This is a genomic window from Xanthomonas sp. DAR 80977 (assembly GCF_041240605.1).
Taxonomy (GTDB): Bacteria; Pseudomonadota; Gammaproteobacteria; order Xanthomonadales; family Xanthomonadaceae; genus Xanthomonas_A; species Xanthomonas_A bundabergensis.
The window spans coordinates 1,986,321-2,001,672 of record NZ_CP162487.1 but is presented as its reverse complement, the minus strand read 5'-3'; the positions used below and the strand labels follow the sequence as shown (position 1 = coordinate 2,001,672).

The window sequence follows — 15,352 nt, the reverse complement described above, 5'->3', positions numbered from 1 at the left end:
ATTGGGGATTGGGGATTCGCAACAGCGAGCAGCAAATCGGCCCTTTCGGGCCGATTTTTTTTGCCTGGCGCTACATCAGCGGTGAACGGTGGGCTCTTGCGAATCCCCAATCCCCAATCCCCAATCCCAGCCTACTCCCCGCCACGCAACTGCTCGACATGGCTGGCGATCATCGCCGCCACGGTGTCGGCCACCGCGCGCGCGCTCAGGCGCACGTCGAACAGCAGCTCCACCGTCGAATAGATCAGGTCGACCACGATCCGGCTGACCAGCCTGAGCTGGCGCGGATCGGCGCCCGGGAAGGCCTCGGCCAGGAACCGCACCTGGCCCTTGGTCACCTGCGCATGCGACTCCAGCCGCACCTGCTGCAGCGCCGGCACCGCGCGCAGCGCGCGCAGGATCCATACGCCGCCCTCGGTGGCCTTGGTCACCCGATAGGTGTCCAGCACCAGGCCGGTGAGCGCGCGCTGCAGGTCCTGTCTGGAACCGCTCATCGCCTGCAGCGTGATCCACTTGGGAATGAGCTGGTTCTGCCGCTCCATCAGGCGCTGGCCCAGTTCCGACAGCAGCGCGTACTTGTTGGGGAAATAACGGTACAGCGCCGGCGGGGTCAGCCCGGCGCGCGCGCACACCAGGTTGGTGGACAAGCGCTCCACACCGACGTCGCCGAGCAACTGCGCGGTCACCGCAAGGATCTGCTCGTAGGTTTCGGTGGCGCGATGCTGCGCCGGCACCTTGTTCCCGGTCAGGCGCGGGCGCGGCGGCGTGGTGCGGGATTTTGCAGGAGGCATGTGGTCGCGTAGGTCATAGGGAACGGAGCGTGACGGATCGGCGAAGCGCGCGCGGTGCCCTGCGTGCGTGCCGGCCGTGGCGGGCACGCGCGTGGATGCGGCGCTCGCGCCACCACCGAGGCGGAACAGCGTATCGATCCGCGCGCCAGGCCGGCGCTGCCGCCGCCCTCGCGCCATCGCCTCATCTTACCCGCTGGCATCCGCACGCTGCCGGGTCGCGCCTTCACTTGCGTGCCAGCCAGCCGCTCAAACCGGCCGCCAAGCGCCGCTGCAACGGCGTATAGGGCGGGAAGAACGCCTTCGCGGTCAGCAGGCGGCCGCCGTGCAGCAGCGCCCGTTCGTGCGAAAACGTCCTGAAACCATGCACGCCATGCGCGGCGCCGAAACCGGAGCCGCCGATCCCGCCGAACGGCAGGCCGGTATGCACGAACTGCTGCAGGCAATGGTTGACCACCGCGCTGCCGGAACTGGTGCGGCTCAACACCTGTTCGGTCAGTGCACGGTCGCGGCTCCACAGGTACAGCGCCAGCGGCTTCGGGGACGCGTCGAGCTGGGCGATCAGGTCGTCGATATGCCCGAATTCGTAGACCGGCAACACCGGGCCGAAGATCTCCTCCTGGGCGATGCGCGCATGCGCCGGCACCTGCGCCAGCAGCGTGGGCGCCACGAAGCGCCGCGCCAGATCGTAGTCGCCGCCGGCCAGCACCTGCGCGCCGCCGGCGCGCGCCTCGTCGATCAGCCCGGCCAGGCGCGCGGCATGGCGGTCGTGGATCATGCGCGCCAGGTCCGGGCTGGCGGCGACCGCCTGCGCGCTGTCGCCATAGCGCTGCGCCAGCAGTTCGCGGCAATGGCGCAACAGGGGCTCGCGCACGTCGCGATGCACGAACAGGCTGTCCGGGGCGATGCAGGTCTGGCCGGCATTGACCAGCTTGGCCCACACGATCACCTCGGCGGCGCGGCGCAGGTCCGCGCTGCGATCGACGATGACCGGCGACTTGCCGCCCAGTTCCAGCGTCACCGGCATCAGCTGGCGCGCGGCGGCGGCCATCACCTGCCGCCCCACCGCCGCCGAGCCGGTGAAGAACACATGGTCGAACGGGCATTCCAGCAGCGCCTGCGCGGTCGCCGCCGCGCCCTGCACCAGCGCCACCTCGCTGCGCGCGAACGCCTCCTCGAGCAACGCCTGCAGCACCGCATTGACGTGCGGGGTGAACTCGGACGGCTTGACGATGACAGTGTTGCCGGCCGCCAGCGCCGACACCAGCGGCCCCAGCACGGTGGCCACCGGATAGTTCCACGGGCCGACGATCAGACAGCGGCCCTTGGGCTGGAATGCGATGCGCGCGCGCATGCCCAGCGTCAGCAGGGTCGAGGCGACCTTGCGCGGCCGCATCCAGCGCGGCAGCTGCGCGATCGCGGTGGCGATCTCGTCCACCACCGGCAGCAGCTCGGTCAGTTCCACTTCCAGCGCGGGCTTGCCGAAGTCGGCCGCGAACGCGGCATACAGCGCCTGCCGTTGCGCCAGCAGCGCGCCGCGCAGCACGCGCAGCCGGGCGATGCGCTCGGCGGCCGTGGAGGTACGCCAGGCCAGCGCGGTCGGCTGCTGCGCCGCGAACAGCGCCGCGATCGCGGCCGGCGCCGCGTCGTGGAGCGGCGCGTCAGCCTGCACGCTGCAACTCGCGGCGCTGGATCCAATCGGTCAGCGCTCTGGGCAGCAACTGCGCCAGGCGCACCAGCGCGCTGGTCGAGGCGGGAAAGCGGTAGTCGCCGCGCCGCTGGCGGATCGCGCGCAGCATGTGCTCCACCGCGGCGTCCTCGCTGATCTGCAGCGGTGCCGGCATGCCGTCGCCGGCCGTGGCGGCGGTGGCCACGAAGCCGGGGTAGAGGCTGACGAAGCGGATGCCGTGGCCGCCGAACTCGATGCGGCAGGTATCGAACAGCAGCCGCAGCGCGCCCTTGGCGGCGGAGTACGGCCCTTGCAGCGGCACGCCCAGAAAACCGGCCAGCGAATTCGTATGCACCACCACCCCGCCCTGCTGCGCCGCCATCTGCCGCAGCACCGGGAACAGGTAGTGCACCACCGTGTCGTAGTTGCTGCGCATGTACGCGGTGACCTCGCGCGCCTGCATCCGCCGCAAGTGCAGCGCCGGCGCGCCGCCGACGTTGAGCACCGCCAAGTCGATGCGGCCGAAGCGGGCGATGCAGGCGTCGACCACCGCCTGCGCCGCATCCGCGTCCTCGGCATCGGCGGCCAGCGCCAGGCAGCGGCCGCCCGCGGCCTCGATCTGCTGCGCCAAGGCCTGCAGGCGCTCGGCACGGCGCGCGGTCAGCACCAGCAACGCGCCCTCCTCGGCCAGCCGCAACGCCAGCGCGCGGCCCATGCCCGAGGACGCCCCCGCGATCAGCACCACCTTGCCGGCATGCGATTCCGCCGGCATCGGCGCCGAGCGCCGCTGGCTGCGCCAGGCCCACACCGCCAGCAGCGTGGCGGCCAGCGCGAAACCCAGGCTGACCAGCGGCACCGGCGCCGGATCGTCGCCGCGCAACAGCAAGGAGGCCAGCAGCGGGCCGCAGGCCGAGCCGATCAGTTGCGCCGCCGGCACCAGCACCGCCACCCGGCCCTGGCCGTCGGCGCGGAACGCCAGGCCGACATGGAACGGCATCAGGAACATCCACACGAAACCGAACACCAGGTAGCTCAAGGCGAACGCCTGCGGGTTGCCCAGCGACAGCCGATGGATCACCACCGCCACCGCCGCCAGCAACAGGCCGCCGACCACCAGCGTCGCCGCGGTGCCGAGCCGGCGCACCCACCAGATCGCCGCCAGCCCGCCTGCCACCTGCAGGGCCAGCGACAGCGAGGTCTGCGTCTGCACCGCGTGCGCATCCAGGCCGGCGCGCAGGCCAAGCGGCTCCAGGTACGCCCACAGCGCGCCGATCGCCGCCATCTGCAGGAACGCCACCGCCAGCGGCAACAGCGTGGCCGCCGACCAGCGCAGTTTCGCCGTCGCCGTCGCCGTTGCCGCCGATTCCGATTCCAATGCCGGGTGCGCAGGCGCGGACAGCCAGCGCGACAGCGGCACCACCAGCAGGGCGAGCGCGGCCATGGCCGCGAAGCCGCCCTTCCACCCCGCGCGCGGCAGCACCAGCAGCGACAGCGCGGCCGCCAGCACGATCTGGCTCAGCGTCTGCATCACCATGAACACCGCGGTGGTCCGGTCCGGCTTGGCCGCGCGCACGATGCTCACCGTCGCCACCCACACCAGCATGCCTTCGGCCAGCCCCGCGGCGGCGCGCAGCGCGACGAAGGCGCCGTCGCCGACCGCGCGCACCGTGGCCAGGTTGAGCAGCGCGGCGGCGAGCGCGGCGCACACCGCGGCGCGGCGCTGCCACGCCACCGGCAACAGCGCATCGCCCAGCGCCACGCCCAGGCCCAGTGCGACGATCTCGCCCATCGCCACCATGCCCACGCCCGGCAGCGTGATCAGGTGCCGCTCGACCAGGTCGCCGAGCACGATCGGCTGCACGCCGAGGATCAGCAGCGCGATCGAACCGATCAGCAGCGCGGCGGCAAGCGGCGGCGCAGGCGGCGAGGACGGCGTGGCAAGCGATGCGGCATCGACGGTGTTCACGGGCAACCTCTCAGTAGGCGGTGCTTTCGCTCGGCAGTTCGCCGCGTTGGAAGGCCGCGGCGGCACGCGCCTGGTCCTTGCGCAGGCGCCCGTTGGCGATGCGCCGCACCCACCATGGCAACTGGCGGGTGCGGCCGCCAGTGGCGGCGGCGAGGACGTAGGCCTTGGCGCATTTCTCGAACAACTCGATGTTCAGCGCCAGCCGCCGCGCGCTGGTGCCCAGGCACAGCGGCTGCCCGGCGAGCAGCAGCGCATTGCCCGCCCCCGACAGCGCCGAGGCCAGCGCCGCCGGGGTCGCCACCGGCGCCGGCATCGGCCCGATGTGCCGCGCTTGCTCGTCGAACACCTGCGGCAGGCTGCCGCCGAACCCGGCCAGGCAGCGCCCGAACGCCCCGGCCGACCAGGCGATCGCACCGACATCGCCGCGCCGCGCGTAGATCCGGGCGTGCACGCGCGCGGCCGGCGGCAGCGCGTCGGCGTCGCGCCAGTCCAGCAGGACCGGCACCGGCGCCTGCGCCTCGCCGAGCCACATCAGCGACGTGCCCGGGCAGCGCAGCGACAGCGCCGCCGCGTCCGCGCCGAGCAGCTCCTTCGCCAGCAACCGATCGCGGGTCTGCAGCCAGGTGGATTCGAGCATGTCCGTCGCGCTCATGGCGTCATACCAGCTTGAACACGTCTTCGAAGCGGTTCAACGCCTCGTCCACCACCGCGTCGGTATCGGCCAGGCTGGTGTAGATGCGGCTGCCGGCCAGGGTGATCAGGCCGTGCGCCGAGTACGCCGCGCCCATCTCCTCCATCATGTGCTTGCGCTCCTTGGCCTGCTTGCGCACGCGCCACAGCTTGTACAGGTTGCCGGTGTCCAGCAGCAGCACGCCGGAGGTCTGCAGGTGCACGATCGAGCCCATGTTGTAGACCACGTAGGGCAGGCCGAGCCGCTGGATGATCGCGTCCAGGCCCTGCCGCAGGCGATCGCCGGCGCGGCCGGCGTGGCCGGCGGCATCGCTGCGCTGCGCCTCGAGCAAGGCGTAGTAGCCGGCCACGCACGACAGCGGATTGGCCGACAGCGTGCCGCCGACGAAGGCGCGCCGCGCGCTGGTGCCGATGCCGCCGACCAGGCTCATCATCACCTCGCGGCGGCCGCCGATCGCGCCGGCCATCGGATAGCCGCCGGCCAGGCACTTGCCGAGCACGGTGATGTCCGGCTTGACCCCGAAATAGCCCTGCGCGCCGCCGGGGCCGAGGCGGAAGCCGGTGACCACTTCGTCGAAGATCAGCAGCGCGCCGAACTCGTCGCACAGCGTGCGCACCTGCTGGTTGTAGTCGCGGTGCACCGGGCGGGTGCCGCTTTCCGGCCCCAGCGGTTCCAGCAGCACCGCGGCGGTGCCGCCGCGCAGCCGGTTGAGCTGCAAGGTGCGGCGCAGCGCATCCAGGTCGTTGGGATGGCATTCCTGGGTATGCGCGGTGGCGCCGCGCGGAATGCCGATCGCCTCCATGCGCCCGGTGCCGGGCAGGCGCATGCCGTACACCAGCTGGTCGCTCCAGCCGTGGTAGGCGCCGCCGATCTTGACGATCCATTTCTTGCGGGTGTGGGTGCGCGCCAGGCGCACCGCGCCCATCACCGCCTCGGTGCCCGAACCGAGCAGGCGCAGCATTTCCACCGCCGGCATGCTGGCGCAGACCAGCTCGGCCAGCTTGACCTCGTACTCGTGCAGCAGGCCGGTCACCGGACCGCAATGCTCCAGCACCTCGGCGACCTTGGTGCGCAGCTGCGGCGGGTTGGAGCCGAGCAGTGTGGGTCCGCCGGCCTGCAGGAAATCGATGTAGCGGTTGCCGTCGACATCGGTCAGGTGCGCGCCTTCGGCGCTGCGCATCGCCAGCGGGAACGGATGGTTGAACGCCAGGTTGTGCTGCACGCCGCCCGGGATCACCCGCTGCGCGGCCTCGCCCAGGCGCTTGGACCCCTGGCACTTCTCGTCGAAGTAGCGCATCACCTTGGCCATGCCGGCAGGCCGGATCGGCCGCATCGGCTGGTTGACCAGGGCATGGAAGCGCTGGTACAGCTGGCCCACGTCGGGCCATTGCGAAATTGCGGAAGTCGAGCTCATTGTCGGGGCCATGGTCGGTGTTCGGATCGGAAAGGGAAGCGAGGTGGCGGCGCGCTCAGCGCGACACCGGTTCGGGCGCCACGCCCATCGCCGCGAGCACGGCGCGCAGCGATTCGCCGGCGGCGGGCTCGTGCAGCGCGCGGTGCTGGATCCGGCGCAGCAGGTGCTGGCGCGCGACCCGCTCCAGCGCATCGACCGCGCCGACCGCCGCCTCCAGGCTGGCGCCGCAGCACAGCACGCCGTGGTTGCGCATCAGATAGGCATTGGTCGCAGGCTGCAGCGTGCGCGCCAGCATCCGCGCCAGCAGCCCGGTGCCGGAGGGCATGTAGCCGACGATCGGAATGCGCCTGCCGATCAGCGCGCGCAGCGCCGGCAGATCGACCTGCAGCGGCTCGCCGAGCAGGGTGCAGGCACTGGCGACCGGTTGGTGGGTGTGGATGCTGCAGGCCACGTCCGCGCGCCGCCGCAGCACCTGCGCATGCAGGCCGGTTTCCACCGACGGTGCGCTGTCGCCGTGCAGCTTGTGCAGGTCCGACAGGCGCACGACGCAGATGTCGGCGGCGCTCATGGTCAGGTAGTCGGTGGCCGACGGGGTCACCGCGAAACAGGCATCGTCGATGCGCAGCGCGACGTTGCCGCCGGTGCCGGCCAGGTAGCCGCGCCGCGACAGCTCCACGCACAGCGTGGCGACGCGCTGGCGTTGTTCATGGGCAAACATGCTGGGTGGCCTCCGCGACGCTGGGCTGCGGCACGCTCTCGTGCTCGGGATTCAGACGCCGGTAGATCGGCGCCAGGCTGCGATGCAATTGCTTGAACACCGCGTAGCGGTCGTCGTACAGCGCGCGCGTGGCGGTGGCCGGCTCGTACACGCGGCGCGCGCGCTGCAGGCTCGGCAGGTCGTCGAAGCGCAGGCGCCCCAGGCCCACCGCGGCGATGAAGCTGGCGCCGATCGCGTTGGCCTGGATCGGGTTGTGCAACTGCCGGATCGGCTGGCCGCTGACGTCGGCGATGATCTGGCACCACAGGTCCGACTGCGCGCCGCCGCCGACCGCGGCGATGGTGCCCGGATTGCAGCCGAGCAGGCGCGCGAACGGTTCCATCATCCAGCGCGTATTGAGCGCCACGCCTTCCATGAAGGCGCGGATGATGTCCTCGCGGGTGTGCATCAGCGACAGGTTGACCAGGCCCGCACGCAGGCTCGGATCCTCGACCGGCGCGCGCTCGCCGAACAGCCACGGCATGTAGATCAGGCCGTTGGCGCCAGCCGGCACCCGCGCCGCGATCGTGTTCAGCACCTCGTACACGTCCGGCCGCTCCTCGTCGCTGAGCAGCTCGTCGGGATGGAACAGGATGCGGTCGCGCAGGAACGACAGGTTGGCGCCGGCGGTGGTCTGCAGCGCGGTGACCAGGTAGCGGCCGCCGACCGCGCAGGGCACCGCGGCGATCTTGCTGAACACGTCGGTCTTCATGCTCGGCACGTGCGCGCCCAGCCACGACGAGGTGCCCAGGTACAGGTGCGAGGCGTAGTCCTTGACCGCCGCGGCCACCGCCACCGCCGAGTTGTCGATCGCCCCGGCGATCACCTGGGTGTTCGGCGACAACCCCAGCCGCTCGGCGATCTGCGGCAGCAACGGCCCCAGCACTTCGGTCGAGGGCACCAGATCGGGCAGTTTGTCGCGTTCGATGCCGACCATGCGCAGCAGGCCGGCGTCGTAGCGGATCCGCGCCGGGTCGCGGTTGTCGGTGACCCAGGTGGTCAGCATCGAATCGGGCGTGGCGCAGAAGCGGCCGGTCAGACGCAGGTTCAGGTAGTCCAGCACGTTGAGGAACTTGTGCGTGCGTTGGTAGCGCTCGGGTTGGTGGTCGCGCAGGTAGGCGATGTGGCCGGCGCAATCCTTGCCGCTGCGCGCCGGCGCGCCGCCGCTCAGGCGCAGCCAGCGCAGCAGTTTGGCCGGGCCGTAGCCGCGCACGCTGAGCCAGCGGCCGCGCAGGCGCTGCGCGATGGCGGCCTGGCCGCGCATGTCCAGCCACAGCATGGCGTTGCCCAGCGCGGCGCCGTCGCGATCGACGCAGACCGTGCCCTCGCCCTGGGTCGAACAGCACACCGCGACGATGCGCCGGCGCAACGCGGCGTCGCCCTGCCCGACCACCGCCGCGGCGGTGGCCAGGAACGCATTCCACCAATCGCGCGGATCCTGCTCCGCGCAGACGCCGTGCACATGCAGCGGCACCGGTTCGAAGGCCCAGGCCACCACCGTGCCGTCCACCGCGACCAGCGCGCACTTGCAGCCGGAGGTGCCCAGATCCACCGCCAGCACCAACGGCAGGTGCCCGGCCTCGCCGACGTCGTGCGATTGGCTGCGCATGGTCAGAACGTGTAGCCGATCGAGGCGACGAAGGTGTCGCGATCGGTTTTCCTGATCCGGTCGCCATCCTGGACCCAGTACAGTTCGTGCGCATTGACCCGCGTGCTCACCCAATCCAGGTTCCAGTCGAATCCCCAGCGCTTGTGGGTGATCCCGACCTGATAGTCGGCGAAGCTGCCTTCGCTGAAGTTGGCCAGCTTCTGGTAGCCGGCATGCAGGCGCACGCTGGTCGAGGGCAGCAGCGACGGCAGCAGCGGAATCTGGTAGTTGAGGTCGCCGAGCAGCGTGCCGCGCGAATCGTGCTCGCCGCGGGCGTAGCAGCGCAGCGCCACGCCCGGGTCGGCGGCGAACTGCAGGATCTGCGCGCACACGCCGCCGGTATCGGCGCCGCGGTAGGTCTTGGACAACACGTACAGCACACGGCCTTCGACTGCGCCGTAGCCCAGTTCCAGCACCGCGAAATCGCTGTCGTAGTCGGTGGTGCGGAAGTCCGCCGGGGTGCCGGTTTCCGGATCGAAGCTGTGCGGCGCGGTGAAGCGCGCGCCCGGGAAGCGCTCGGTGGCCAGGCCGACGCCGGCATGCCAGGCATCGGGATCGCCGAAGCGGTAGCCGGCGGCGGCGGTGATGCCCAGGCCGTCGCCGTCGAGGAACTGCTTCTTGCTGACCCCGGCGATCTCCACCAGCGCCACGAAGCCGCTGGCATGCACGAACTGGGTGCTCCACTTCAGCGACGGCCGCAGCAGCGAGTCGGACACGCCGCGCGTGCGCTGCTCGCTCATCAGCTTGATCTGGTTCTCGAACTGGTAGCTGGCGATGCCGTCGGCGCCGGCCTGCTGCGCGTAGGCGGACGTGCATGCGGCACAGGACAGCGACAGCGCGCCCGCGAGGGCCGCCATGGAGCGGACTGCATTCATCTGAGTTTCCCCTGGTTCGGTGGCGATGGGTGGGGGACGACGGGCCAGTGCGCGGCTGCGACCGAAGCGGTCGCGCAGCCGCGTGCGGCCGTTTACTTGGCGGCGCAGACCGGCGTGGCCGGCAACGCCTGGGCGCGGGTGAAGCGCTCGTTCTCGCCGAGCACTTCCACGCCGATGAAGGCGCGCATGTTCAAGGCATTGCCCTTGGCCCGCAGCGTCGCCTGGTAGCGCTTGCCGCTGCGCGGGTCGAACGCCCAGCCGTCGCGCCATACGCCGTCTTCGTAGCGGTCCAGCCGCGCCACCTGGACCCCGCAGGTGTCTTTCGCGGTGCCGGCATCCTTGTCCCACACGATCCGTCCGCACAACGATGCGGCCGCCTCCGCGCACGGCGCGAATTCGACCACCGCATCCCTGGCCGCGGTGAACCACAGGCCTTGCGCCGGCGCCGGCTCGGCGACGGCCAGCGGCGCCAGCAACACCGCGATGCAACCGAACAGGAAACGACAACGCTTCGACGGATGACGCATTTGCATGGACTGCCCCCTGGCGCTGGTCGCGCAAACAGTAGTTAAAACTACCGTATAGCGATCACTACTGTTTTGCAAGCGTATGACCCGCGAATTTCACGGCGCGGTCGAAACCGCTGCAAAAGCAAGACGTTACGCAGCCAGCTGACGCCCGCATCGGCTCGAAAACGGCCACAATTGACGCGCCGCAACAGCCTCCGGGCCGACGAACTCGGATCTTCGGGGTAGCCGCAGCCAGCGGCCGATCGCGTGCGCGTGCGGAGCGTTGCGCATGGCAATGGCGCGCCGCGTGCGTTGCGCGATGTCGGAGGAAGAGCGCGGGCTCTGCGCGCGCGGCGCGCGGTACGGGCCTGTCGGCGATGCGAGCAGGCGGTTCTTCGGATTGCGCGTGTCGCCACGCCGCGGCCGGCGTGGCAACCGGCGTCGATGCCTGCGGCAGCGTCTGCGTCCGTGCGCGTGGTCAAGCCGGAACAAACACGGCCTGCCTCTGCGCGATCCTGCGGCAAGACAGGCCGCCATCCGAGCGACGCCGCACTCTATCGGCGAGGTTCGGCCTGGCGCGTCACAACGCCGCGTCGGCCGGCCTCGCGCGCCGCCGCAGTGCCTGTCGCGCGGGGTTGCGCGCAGGCGGGATGCGGCGCCAGGGAATCAGGCGTCCTTGCCGGACACGCTGCCGTCGCCGATCTTCGAGGTCTGGTACAGCGCCATGCCCAGGCGCTTGATCAGGCCCAGTTGCTGCTCCAGCCACCAGGCGTGGTCTTCCTCGGTGTCCTTGAGCTGCGCCAGCAGCACGTCGCGGCTGACGTAGTCGCCATGCTGTTCGCACAGCTTCATGCCCGCGGCCAGGTTGGCGCGCACTTCGTATTCGACCTTCAGGTCCTTCTGCAGCATCTCTTCGACCGTGCGCCCGGGCTCGAACGCGTGCGGACGCATGTCCGGGTCGCCTTCCAGGAACAGGATGCGCCGCAGCAGCGCGTCGGCGTGTTCGGTCTCCTCTTCCATCTCGTGGTTGATGCGCGCGTACAGCACCTGCAGGCCCTGGTCCTCGTAGCGCCGCGAGTGGATGAAGTACTGGTCGCGGGCGGCGAGTTCGCCGCGCAGCAACTCGATGAGGCATTGCACAACTTCAGGATGTCCCTTCATGGGGCAGGCTCCGGATCAGCTAAGGCCGCCATAGTGCCCGAGCCGCGCGCGCGACGTTCCAATCGGAATCATTAGCATCCCGCTGCCAGCGGCCGCACGACCTGGCGCGAGGACATGCGCGGGCACACCCACCCGAAACTGACGCTGGCCCAACCGCGCGCGGGCGGCGGCCGCGATTGCGCAGGAACGACACGCAGTCGCGTCTAGAATCCGGGATCGGTCGGCGGAGATGCTTGGATGCGCAGCAGGTGGAAACGGGGAATGGCATGGCTGGCGCTGCTGGTGCTCGGCCTGGCGTTGCTGGCATGGCTGCTGCTGCGCGGCAGCCTGGCCACGCTCGACGGCCAGACCGACCTGGACGGGCTGGCGGCGCCGGTGCGGATCCAGCGCGATGCCCTGGGCACGGTCACCATCGACGCCGGCAGCGAGGCCGATGCGATGCGCGCGCTCGGTTACGTGCATGCGCAGGAGCGCTACTTCCAGATGGACCTGATGCGCCGCGCCGCCGCCGGCGAACTGTCCGCCCTGGTCGGCAACGCCACGCTCGGGGTGGACAAGCAGCGCCGCATGCACCGCCTGCGCGCGCGCGCCGCCGCGCAACTGGCCGGCTTCGGCGGCAGCCATGCCGCGGCGCTGCAGGCCTATAGCGCCGGCGTCAATCGCGGCCTGCACGCGCTGCGGGTGCGGCCGTGGCCCTACCTGCTGCTGTTCAAGGCTCCGCGCGACTGGCAGCCGGTGGACTCGGTGCTGGCCGGCGACGCGATGTATTTCGACCTGCAAGGCCGCCAGGCCGAGCGCGAACTGTCGCTGTACCGCCTGCAGCAGCACTTGCCGGCGCCGCTGTTCGCGCTGCTGCGCCACGACGGCAGCAGCTGGGACGCGCCCCTGGACGCCCCGGCGCGCGGCGACGCCCCCCTGCCCGACGCCAGCCAGGTCGATCTGCGCACCCTGCCCGGTGCCGCGGCCGACGGCGGCAGCGCGGAGCATGCCGCGCCCGGCAGCAACAACTGGGCCATCGCCGGCCGCCGCAGCGCCGACGGCCGCGCCATCGTCGCCAACGACATGCACCTGCAACTGGGTGCGCCCAGCCTGTGGTTCCGGGTGCGGCTGCGCTACGCCGACGCACAGGCGCCGGGCGGGCGCGTGGACGTCACCGGGTTTTCGCTGCCGGGCCTGCCGGCGGTGATCGTCGGCAGCAACGGCCACGTCGCCTGGGGCTTCACCAACAGCTACGCCGACACCAGCGACTGGTACCGGTTGACGCCGTGCGCGGCCCAGCCGCAGCCCGGCTGCACCGCGGTCGTCCATCACCACGAACGGATCGAGGTGGCCGGCGGCCTGGATGTCGCGCTGGACGTGGAAGACACCGCCTACGGCCCGATCCTGCAGCACGAGCCGGACGGCACCGCGCTGGCGCAACGCTGGGTGGCGCAGCTGCCCGGCGCGCTGAACCTGGGCCTGGCCGACCTGGCCCGCGCCGATTCGCTGGACAGCGCCTTCGCCAGCGCGCAACACATCGCCACCCCGGCGCAGAACCTGGTGCTGGCCGACAGCGCCGGGCGCATCGGCTGGCGCGTGCTCGGCGCGCTGCCGCTGCGCGGACCGGGCTGCCCCAGCGCGGCCCTGGTCCACGACGTCAGCGCGGGCGTGCCGCCGGCGCAGCGCTGCGCGCCCTGGCCGGTCTCCACCGCGCATTCGCCGCAGCGCATCGACCCCGCCGACGGCCAGCTGTGGACCGCCAACGCGCGCGTGGTCGGCGGCGAGGAGCTGGCCGTGCTGGGCGATGGCGGCTATGCGCTGGGCGCGCGCGCGCAGCAGATCCGCGACGACCTGCGCCTGCATCCGCAGCTGGACGAGCGCCAGTTGCTGGCGATCCAGCTCGACGACCGCGCCCTGCTGCTGCAGCGCTGGTGGACGCTGCTGCAGCAACGCGACGGCGGCGGCGCCACGCCTGCGCTGCACGCCTTGGCGCAGGCCAGCAAGCACTGGGAAGGCCGCGCCAGCACCGATTCGGTGAGTTACCGGCTGGTGCGCGCCTGGCGCCTGGCGCTGCTGACCCGCATCCGCGACGGCCTGATCGCGCCCGCCCGTGCGCAACTGGGCGCCGACTACGCCATGCCGCCGCTGCCGCAACTGGAGGCGGTGGCCTGGCCGATGCTGCAGCAGCAGCCGCCGCACCTGCTGCCGCGTCGCTACGGTAGCTGGCAGGCCTTGCTGGAGGACGCCGCAGCCGAAGTGCGCGACCAGGACGGCAAGAACCCGCCATTGCCGCAGCGCCATTGGGGCGCGCAGAACACCGCCGCGATCTGCCATCCGCTGGCGCGATCGCTGCCCGGGTTCCTGCGCGGCTGGCTGTGCATGCCGGCCGAGGGCTTGCCCGGCGACAACGACATGCCGCGGGTGCAGCGCCCGGACTTCGGCGCCTCCGAGCGCATGGTGGTCGCGCCCGGCCACGAGGCCGACGGCATCGCGCACATGCCCGGCGGCCAGAGCGAGCATCCGCTGTCGCCGTTCTGGGGCGCCGGCCACGACGACTGGGTGCAAGGCCGCGCATCGCCGTTCCTGCCCGGCCCTGCCCGTTACACGCTGACGTTACGGCCGCCTGCGCGACAATGAACGCTGGTCGCGCCAGCCGCACAGCGCGCTGCCCGGCCTGCCGGCGGCGCCAGCGCATGGCGCCTGCGGCTCGGCCGCGACGATCCTCCCTCCCCCCAAGCGGAGCCTGTACCCGATGAATTCCCGCCCCCTGCTCGCCCTGTTGTTGCCGCTCGCCGCCTGCCTGTCCAGCGGCTGCGCCACGGCAGCCGCGCCCGCGTCCGCCGCCACCGACTGCAGCGTGCGCGCCGAACCGGGCGACGACCTGCAAGCCGCGGTCGATCGCGTGCCCAACGACGGCAAGCCGGCCACGGTGTGCCTGACCGCCGGCGACTTCCACGTGACCAAGCTGCTGTCGATCCAGCGCGACGGCCTGCGCCTGCGCGGCCAGGGCGACGCCACCGTGCTGCGCATGCAGGACGGCGTGCAGCAGCCGGTCATCGTGGTCGGCGACTACCAGAACGAGCGCCCGCAGCGGCCGATCCGCGACGTGACCGTCGAGCAGTTGCAGATCGTCGGCGGCAGCGCCGAGAAGGAATTCATGCCCGAGCGCCCGTACCTGAGCAACAGCCTGGTGGTGGTGCGTTCCGGCCAGAACATCCGCCTGTCCGGGCTGCGCGTGAGCAAGTGCCGCAGCGCCTGCCTGCTCAGCGAGTACGACAGCCGCGACCTGCTGATCGAGCGCAACGACGTGTCCGGCGCGATCTGGGACGGGGTCTCGTTCAACCGCACCGCCAAGGTCAGGCTGATCGACAACTACATCCACGACAACGTCGCCGCCGGCATCACCACCGAGCACCTGGAAGACAGCGAGATCCGCAACAACCGCCTGGAGCGCAACGGCAGCCAGGGCGTGTACCTGGCCGATGCGCGGCGCAACCTGTTCGCCGGCAACCAGTTCACCGGCAACAAGGGCGCCGGCATCTACCTGGCCTGCTCGATCCGCCAGCGCACCCCGGAGATCCTGTGCTGGGACAACAGCATGAGCCAGGACAACACGTTCGAGAACAATACCTTCAAGGACAATCCCTACACCTACACGATCGGCGTGGACCGCGCCGCCAACTGCAGCGGACCGGACTTCCGCCAGAACCTGTGGCGCAAGAACAACCAGGCCGATGCGTCCGGTGTGGACATCCAGCCGGAGCGCTACGGGCGCTGCATGCGCTTCGAGTAGGCCGGACCCGGGACTCGGGACCGGGGACACGAAGAACGGAAGTCGGTAGCGCTTCGGATCGCCGCATCGCGCTTTCCCGGGTCCCGGGTCCCGAGTCCCGGG

General features: G+C 71.3%; 12 protein-coding genes and 1 pseudogene. 2 read left to right on the top strand and 11 right to left on the bottom strand.

Features of this window, described 5'->3' with window-relative positions:
* Positions 1-131: 131 nt before the first annotated feature.
* The 11 genes and pseudogenes from AB3X10_RS08465 to bfr all read right to left on the bottom strand — a co-directional run bounded on the left by AB3X10_RS08465 (position 132) and on the right by bfr (position 11,478).
* Positions 132-791: a TetR/AcrR family transcriptional regulator gene (locus tag AB3X10_RS08465; protein ID WP_369980710.1), complete on the bottom strand. Its 660-nt coding sequence runs from the start codon at positions 789-791 to the stop codon at positions 132-134.
* Between the two features lie 223 nt (positions 792-1,014).
* Positions 1,015-2,460: an aldehyde dehydrogenase family protein gene (locus AB3X10_RS08460; protein WP_369980708.1), complete on the bottom strand. Its 1,446-nt coding sequence runs from the start codon at positions 2,458-2,460 to the stop codon at positions 1,015-1,017.
* On the bottom strand, positions 2,450-3,172 hold the full coding sequence (locus tag AB3X10_RS08455; protein ID WP_369981730.1) for an SDR family NAD(P)-dependent oxidoreductase: 723 nt from the start codon (positions 3,170-3,172) through the stop codon (positions 2,450-2,452). Before AB3X10_RS08455 ends, AB3X10_RS08460 begins: the two co-directional genes overlap by 11 nt.
* A 48-nt stretch (positions 3,173-3,220) precedes the next feature.
* Positions 3,221-4,354: pseudogene (locus AB3X10_RS08450) on the bottom strand (MFS transporter); the annotation flags it as partial.
* Between the two features lie 79 nt (positions 4,355-4,433).
* A complete protein-coding gene (locus AB3X10_RS08445; protein ID WP_369980706.1) occupies positions 4,434-5,075 on the bottom strand; it encodes a hypothetical protein in 642 nt (213 codons plus the stop codon).
* 4 nt (positions 5,076-5,079) lie between these two features.
* On the bottom strand, positions 5,080-6,528 hold the full coding sequence (locus tag AB3X10_RS08440; RefSeq protein WP_369980704.1) for an aspartate aminotransferase family protein: 1,449 nt from the start codon (positions 6,526-6,528) through the stop codon (positions 5,080-5,082).
* A 55-nt stretch (positions 6,529-6,583) separates the two neighbouring features.
* Positions 6,584-7,246: a class II aldolase/adducin family protein gene (locus tag AB3X10_RS08435; protein ID WP_369980700.1), complete on the bottom strand. Its 663-nt coding sequence runs from the start codon at positions 7,244-7,246 to the stop codon at positions 6,584-6,586.
* Positions 7,233-8,894 (bottom strand): xylulokinase, encoded by a 1,662-nt coding sequence (locus AB3X10_RS08430; RefSeq protein ID WP_369980698.1) that lies wholly within the window; start codon positions 8,892-8,894, stop codon positions 7,233-7,235. Before AB3X10_RS08430 ends, AB3X10_RS08435 begins: the two co-directional genes overlap by 14 nt.
* Before the next feature lie 2 nt (positions 8,895-8,896).
* Positions 8,897-9,790, bottom strand: a complete 894-nt coding sequence (locus AB3X10_RS08425) for a TorF family putative porin (protein WP_369980696.1) — start codon at positions 9,788-9,790, stop codon at positions 8,897-8,899.
* A 110-nt stretch (positions 9,791-9,900) separates the two neighbouring features.
* Positions 9,901-10,341, bottom strand: coding sequence for a DUF2147 domain-containing protein (locus tag AB3X10_RS08420; RefSeq protein ID WP_369980695.1), 441 nt, complete (start codon positions 10,339-10,341; stop codon positions 9,901-9,903).
* A 642-nt stretch (positions 10,342-10,983) separates the two neighbouring features.
* Positions 10,984-11,478 carry a bacterioferritin gene (bfr, locus tag AB3X10_RS08415; protein WP_369980694.1) on the bottom strand — a complete coding sequence of 165 codons (495 nt, stop codon included), beginning with the start codon at positions 11,476-11,478 and terminating at the stop codon, positions 10,984-10,986.
* 237 nt (positions 11,479-11,715) lie between these two features.
* Here bfr and AB3X10_RS08410 point away from each other — a divergent pair, with 237 nt between their 5' ends.
* Positions 11,716-14,094, top strand: coding sequence for a penicillin acylase family protein (locus tag AB3X10_RS08410; RefSeq protein ID WP_369980692.1), 2,379 nt, complete (start codon positions 11,716-11,718; stop codon positions 14,092-14,094).
* A 115-nt stretch (positions 14,095-14,209) separates the two neighbouring features.
* On the top strand, positions 14,210-15,250 hold the full coding sequence (locus AB3X10_RS08405) for a right-handed parallel beta-helix repeat-containing protein (protein ID WP_369980690.1): 1,041 nt from the start codon (positions 14,210-14,212) through the stop codon (positions 15,248-15,250).
* Positions 15,251-15,352: the final 102 nt, after the last annotated feature.